Source organism: Kitasatospora sp. NPDC057015 (assembly GCF_042673745.1).
GTDB lineage: Bacteria > Actinomycetota > Actinomycetes > Streptomycetales > Streptomycetaceae > Kitasatospora.
The window spans coordinates 117145-123144 of sequence record NZ_JBHUSG010000006.1 but is presented as its reverse complement, the minus strand read 5'-3'; the positions used below and the strand labels follow the sequence as shown (position 1 = coordinate 123144).

Below are 6000 nucleotides of genomic sequence, written 5' to 3'. Positions count from 1 at the left end.
CCCCGGGGCCCGCGGGGCGCGCCCGCGGGGGGCGGGCCCCGCCGCCCGCCCCGGGGGGGCCGCGGGGGGCGGGGCCGCGCCCCCCGCGCCCCGCGGGGCGGGCGCCCCCCACGACCGCATGCGGTGCGGCTGTCCGGTCAGGTCAGGTCACGCCGCTTCACGTCACTTCACGTCACGGGTACGACACGACGTTCACCGGAGTGGTGCCGGTCGGCGTCACCGCCCCCGTGTCGTTGATGACGTGGGTGATGGTGCCCTGGTAGTTCAGCGAGACGGTGAGCAGCGAGTGGAACCGCACACCGCTGTTGTTCGGCACCTCGAAGGCGTGGTAGTTGGCCACCGCGGGGTTGACGTTGAAGTAGCAGTAGCTGCCCAGACCCCAGGCCTCGTGGCTGGTGACGTTGCTGCCGACCTTGTAGGCGGCGTAGCCGTTGACCGAGGCGGAACTCTTCCAGGCCGCCTGGTTGGGCACGTCGTACGGGTTCTCGTTCTGGAAGAAGATGGTGCGACCGCCCTGGCCGTTCCAGATCACCTCGTACTTCTGGTAGTGCTCGACGAACAGGCCGGTGGCGAGGACGTTGTTGCCGTTGACGATCAGGCCGGTGTCGGCGGTGTTGGTGGTCCAGCCGATCGTCCCGGCGTTGCCGTGGTCGGCGCGCCAGGCCCAGATGTGGTCGATCACGGTGTTGCCGCTGTTGACGACCAGGCTGTTGGTGGCCTTGCCGGCGAGCTGGCCGCCGATCCGGAAGAACACGTCCTGGACGGTGGTGGGGTTGGCGGCGTGGCTCGCGGTGGAGCCGGACGGGCCGACGGTCAGCAGCGCCTGGGAGTTGACCGTGCCGGCGTCGAAGAGCAGGCCCTTGATCCGGACCCCGTCGACGTCGGCGACCTGCATGGCGTTGACGCCGTTGTCGGGGACGAAGGTCGGGTAGCCGATGCCGAGGACGACCGCGTTGGCCCGGCTGACGTTGAGCGTCTGGTTGAGGTGGTAGATGCCCGGCGTGACGAACAGGTTGCAGCCCTGGGAGAGGGCGTTGTTGATGGTGGCGGCGGTGTCACCGGCCTTGACGACGTAGAACTGGCTCATCGGCAGCGAACTGCCGGGGGTGCTGCCGCTCGCCCAGCTCGGGCCCGACGCGTTGGTGCGCAGGCTCGGCAGGAAGACGCGGTAGCGGCCGGAGCCGTCGACGTACAGGTACGGGACGTCGCGCGAGACCGGGGTGGTGGCGAGCACCGTCTCGGGCGGGGTGGGGAAGGTGTTGGCCGGGGCGCCCTGGACGCCGGAGAAGACCATGTTCCACACACCGCCGTCCCAGCTGCCGAGCCCGGTGTCCCGGGTGTACCACTGCTGCTGGGAGATCGAGGCCATCTGGCCGGTGACCCGGCTGTCGGCCACGTAACCGCCGCTCGCCCAGCCGTAACTCGCCGGGTAGAGGGCGAGGTTGCCGTGCACGTCGATCCGGCGGAACGGGGCGGCCTGCGCCACCGCCCAGCGGTTGGTGCCGCCGCCGGGGTTGATGGTGAGGTTCTCCGCGCTGCGCCAGAAGTTCTGGGTGGCGTTGCCGGCGTCCGAGGCGTTGAACGCGTCGACCGTGATGTTGCCGTTGATGGTCACCTGGCCGGGCTCCTGGCCCAGGCCCGCCACCGAGGTGTAGAAGCCGACGTTGTCGTTGACGTTGTACGTGCCCGGCTTGAACAGGTCGGCCACCCGGTCGGAGCTGAACTGCGCCGACTGGGTGTCCTTCATCTGGTTGAAGTGGGCGTCCAGCTGCGCCTGGATGGTGGCGGCGGACATGCTCGGGTCGTAGATGTGGACGTTGGGGCCGAAGTCGGGCGTGTCCGACTGGACCGGGCAGCTGGTCTGGGTGCCGCCGATGGTGTAGGTCGCGGTGGCCACCGGGGAGTCGGTGAGGCCCGGCGCCTGGGCGAAGGCCTTGACGGTGCTGCTCGCGGTGACGCTGATCGGCCCGGTGTACACCGGGGAGCCGGCGGTGGGTGTGGAGCCGTCGCGGGTGTAGCGGATGGTCGCTCCGGCGGTGGCGTCGGAGATCGTCACCGTCTGGGCCGTGGCGTACTGCCCGCCGGCCGGGCTGAAGGCCGGCTGCGCCGTCTGGCCGCCGGTGCTGCCGCCCTGGGTGTAGCTGAAGTGCGGGGTGTCGTACTGCGGGCCGCTCTTCTCGTAGGTGAACCAGTAGTCCAGGACGTTGCCGGTGGCGAGGCCGCCGACGGTGTGCGTCCAGGTGCCGGAGGCGTTGACCATCCGGACGTTCTGCTGGTTGGCCGCGTTGACCAGGTAGTGCACGTCGACGTAGAGCGCCGCGGTGGTCGGGGTGAAGGAGATCTGCGCCTGGGTGGCGCTGGTGGCGCTCACGCTCTGGGTGTAGTCGGGTGACGCGGCGGCGGCACCGGACACGGGTGTCAGGCCGAGCACGCCGAGGAGTAACGCCAGGACGGCGAGCAGCAGCGGGACGGCGTGGGTGCCGTGCCGTGCCGCGCGGGGGAGAGTTCCGCGGTGCGTCATGCGGTGGTGGTCCTTCCTGTCTGACGGTACGGGCGAGGGCGAGGGTGTGTGGCCGGGGGTGGGATGGCACCGGACATCGCCGATCGGCCCCCGGGGGCCGATCGGAGTCGGGGTGAGGGGCGCGCCGGTTCACGGGCACGGTCGCGGGTCGGCGGCACGTGCCCGGCGGTACGACGCCCCTGGTCAGGGGGATGCCGAGGGCGTCAGGTGCCGCCCGCCGGTCGCCGGGAACGGCGGCGGGACGGCACTCCGGTCCTGTTCGGGGGCACGGTGCAGGAAGGCATGGCCTCTCCTTCGTGGCGTGCATCGCTGCGCCGGGCACGGGCGGAGCCCCTGCGGGCCGGTCGGGGCCGGCGACGGTCCGGACGGGTGGCCGCGCAGCGGTTCTGCGGGTCGGAGCAGCGGTGTGTGGGGGAGCGGGGCATGGGGTGGGGGGTGCCGGTGGGGCGCGGCGTGGGTGCTCGCCGCGTCCCGTGAGAGCGCTCTCTCAGATTCAGGACGGTACCAGTCGACGACGAGGCGGCCAAGGGTCGGCGCAAGAATGGCGTAGACCCTTGCTGCCTTCAACTCGACTGTCCGGCAAGGGGGCTGGTCCTGCGGTCGGCCGCTGCCGGCGGGACCGTGGAGGGTGCGGTCGGCGGGCCGGGGTCGGGCCGGGAGACGAACGGCGGCCGACGGGGCGCTGCCGTGAGATCGAGCCCGGAGAGCGCTTTCACTCGCCCTGAGCAGGGCCGTGGTGCCGGCGCGGGCCGGTGGCACCTTGCCCAATCTATCGAAACTCGATAGATTCCCATCGTAAAGCGATGGAGGGATGGGTCATGGGGAAGCTGACAGTGCGCGCGCTCCGCGCCGTGCTCGCGGTGGTGTTCGCCGGCACCGTGTTGGTGCAGGCGTTGATGGTGTGGGCGTTGGCCACCGATCCGGAGGACGGGTCGCTCCCGCTGACGCCGCTGCGCCTGATCACGATCGTGGGGCTGATGTCGGCCCAGGTCGCCCTGGTCTGCGTCTGGCGGCTGGTGGCGATGGTGCGACGCGGAACGGTGTTCTCCCACGCCGCCTTCCGGTACGTGGACGGCGTGATCGGTGCGATCGTGGCGGCCTCCCTGGTGTGGTTCGCCGTCACGGCCGTCAACGCGCCGGGCCAGCGGGAGGACCCGGGCGTCACCGTGATCATGGGCGGGATCGGCCTGGCCATCCTGGGGGTCGCGCTCGTCGTGCTCCTGCTGCGGATGCTCCTCACCCAGGCCGTCGCGCGCGACGTCGAAGCGGCGCGGATGCAGGCCGAGTTGGACGAGGTGATCTGATGCCGATCGCCGTCGACATCGACGTGATGCTGGCCCGGCGGAAGATGTCCGTGGGCGAGCTCGCGGAGCGCGTGGGCATCACTCCCGCCAACCTGGCGGTCCTCAAGAACGGCCGCGCCAAGGCGGTCCGCTTCGCGACGCTCGCCGCGCTCTGCGAGGTGCTCCAGTGCCAGCCGGGCGACCTGCTGCGCTGGGAGGACGAGGACGCCGCCGGCGCATGACGGCCTCCGGGGCGGGCGGGCGTGCGAGCGCCTGGCGCCACCGGCCTGCACACCCGGCCCCGACGCCGATCGGCGTCGGGGCCGGCTGCTGTCGGGCGGCCGAGGCCTCAGCCGTCACCCCTGGGCGGGAGCGAGCCGCCCGCACGCGGTGCGGAGGGCAGCGCGACGGCCGGCCGGGGCGGGCGGGAGGACGGGCGCCGCGGCGTCGGTGGTGTTCGATGTGGAGGACGCTGACCGCCGCCGGGAGGTTGAACCGGCCGAGCTCGATCTGCCGGAACAGCATCGCCACCCGGGGCGCCCAAGGGTCTCCCGTCTCCGGAGCCGGGTGGTCCCTGCCGGGCTAAGAGGCAGGAGTTCGCCGCAGCCGCGAGGGCGGATCTGGGCTAGCCGTGCCGATCTTCGACCTGGTCGTCCTCGTGCGCGACCGCTACCCGGTCGGGCGTCCGGACACCCCGCCCCGCCGACGACGGGCCGGCAGCCGGCGACGGGCCGAGTACGTGTCGTTCCGACCCCGACCCCGACCCCGACCCCGAACCCGGCCCGTCGTCGGCAGGGAGACGGATCAGCCGACGGCACCGAGGATCGGCGCCCAGGTGGCACCGGTGAGCGCCGCCACCGCCTGCTCCTCGGAGAGCGGGGGAGCGGGCCGGGTGGGCTTCGGCGTCTCGCCGCCGCTGCCGCCGCCGGTGCTGTTCCACTGCACCAGCTGCAGCTGCGCGCCGGTCGACTTCAGGGTCACCGTCACCGTCCAGCGGCGGGCGGTGTCGGCGCCGGCCGGGTGCTCGGCCGCGTTCTGCTCCGACATCACCACGGCCCCGCCGGGAACCGCTGCGCTGCTCGGCAGCTCACTCATCCGGCAGGTGTCACCCTTGGCCCGTGCGGGCGTCCGCTCGCAGCTCAGGCCGTCGCCGTCCCTCAGCGGCAGCTTGAGCCGTACGGCCGAGACGCCGACCATGGCGGCGCCGTGCCCGTCGTCGACGACGAGTTCACCGTTGGCGACGTAGCCGCCGGACGGGTCCGAGGGGTTGTTGCTCTGCCCGGTCTCCTGGCTGAACCGGCCGCCGGGGAGCGTCTGTTCCAGGGCCTCGATCATCTGGGTGCCGGTGATCGCCGAACGGGGCATCGCCAGTGCCACCATCTCGATGTCGGATCCTCCCGTGTGGGTCCCGAGGAGGGCGCCGGGGACCGTCAGGCCGGCCGCCGTGATCACGGCGCAGGCGCCGACCCCGGCGACGACGGCGGCGCCGCGCCGCCGCCGACGGCTCCGCCCGCGTGCGACGGCGCCGCTCAGGAGCGTGGTGAGGTCGGGTTCGAGGGAGTCGGTCGTGCGGTCCAGGGCATGTGCGAGGTCTGCTTCGAACGGCATGCTGGCGTCACCATTTCTGTCGCTGAGAGGGCTTTGTGGCGGTTGTGACCTGCGCGCAGCGGCGCTCAGTGCGGAACCAGGTCGGAGAGGCTGTCGCCCAGCAACGCGCGCACCCGGCCGAGTGCGCGGGTGCCCTGGGAGCGAACCGCACTGCTGCTCAGCCGGAGCATCTGGGCGGTCTCCTCGATGCTGCGGTCCTCCCAGTAGCGCAGCAGGAGCACCGCCCGGTCGCGGGGCGGCAGTTGGCCGAGCGCGTCCATCAGGGTGATCCGCAGTGCGGTGTCCGGGCCGGGCGCCGCACCGTCGGGCAGGTTCCCGCTGGGGCGCTCGCCGGTACTGCGCCGACGCCGCAGGCTGAGGAAGGCGCGCACCAGCACCGTCTGGGCGTAGGCCGCCGGGTTGTCCGCACCGGTCACCCGGCTCCAGTGCAGATACACCCGGCTGAGGGTCTCCTGGACCAGGTCCTCGGCGAGATGCGTGTCGCCGGCCGCCAGGACGTACGCCGAGCGGTAGAGCGCCTTCGCCCTCGCGGCCACGAACTCCAGGTACTCGTCCTCCTGTGCTGATTTCACTCGGTCCCCGCCTGTT

At 72.3% G+C, this 6000-nt stretch carries 5 protein-coding genes; 2 read left to right on the top strand and 3 right to left on the bottom strand.

Features of this window, described 5'->3' with window-relative positions; all coding sequences use genetic code 11:
* Nucleotides 1–172 precede the first annotated feature (172 nt).
* Complete coding sequence (locus ACFTWP_RS08235; RefSeq protein WP_380263435.1) at nt 173–2521, bottom strand: chitobiase/beta-hexosaminidase C-terminal domain-containing protein; 2349 nt, start codon at nt 2519–2521, stop codon at nt 173–175.
* Between the two features lie 818 nt (nt 2522–3339).
* On the opposite strand from ACFTWP_RS08235, the gene ACFTWP_RS08230 reads away from it, so the two are divergent.
* Both ACFTWP_RS08230 and ACFTWP_RS08225 read left to right on the top strand, forming a co-directional pair.
* The gene (locus tag ACFTWP_RS08230; RefSeq protein WP_380263434.1) at nt 3340–3825 is read left to right on the top strand and encodes a DUF2975 domain-containing protein; all 486 of its coding nucleotides are present in this window, start codon (nt 3340–3342) and stop codon (nt 3823–3825) included.
* On the top strand, nt 3825–4046 hold the full coding sequence (locus ACFTWP_RS08225) for a helix-turn-helix domain-containing protein (RefSeq protein WP_380263433.1): 222 nt from the start codon (nt 3825–3827) through the stop codon (nt 4044–4046). The genes ACFTWP_RS08230 and ACFTWP_RS08225 overlap by 1 nt, the downstream gene beginning before the upstream one ends.
* A gap of 562 nt (nt 4047–4608) precedes the next feature.
* Here the strand turns inward: ACFTWP_RS08225 and ACFTWP_RS08220 are convergent.
* The gene (locus tag ACFTWP_RS08220; protein ID WP_380263432.1) at nt 4609–5412 is read right to left on the bottom strand and encodes a hypothetical protein; all 804 of its coding nucleotides are present in this window, start codon (nt 5410–5412) and stop codon (nt 4609–4611) included.
* A 65-nt stretch (nt 5413–5477) separates the two neighbouring features.
* The gene (locus tag ACFTWP_RS08215) at nt 5478–5984 is read right to left on the bottom strand and encodes a SigE family RNA polymerase sigma factor (RefSeq protein ID WP_380263431.1); all 507 of its coding nucleotides are present in this window, start codon (nt 5982–5984) and stop codon (nt 5478–5480) included.
* Nucleotides 5985–6000 lie beyond the last annotated feature (16 nt).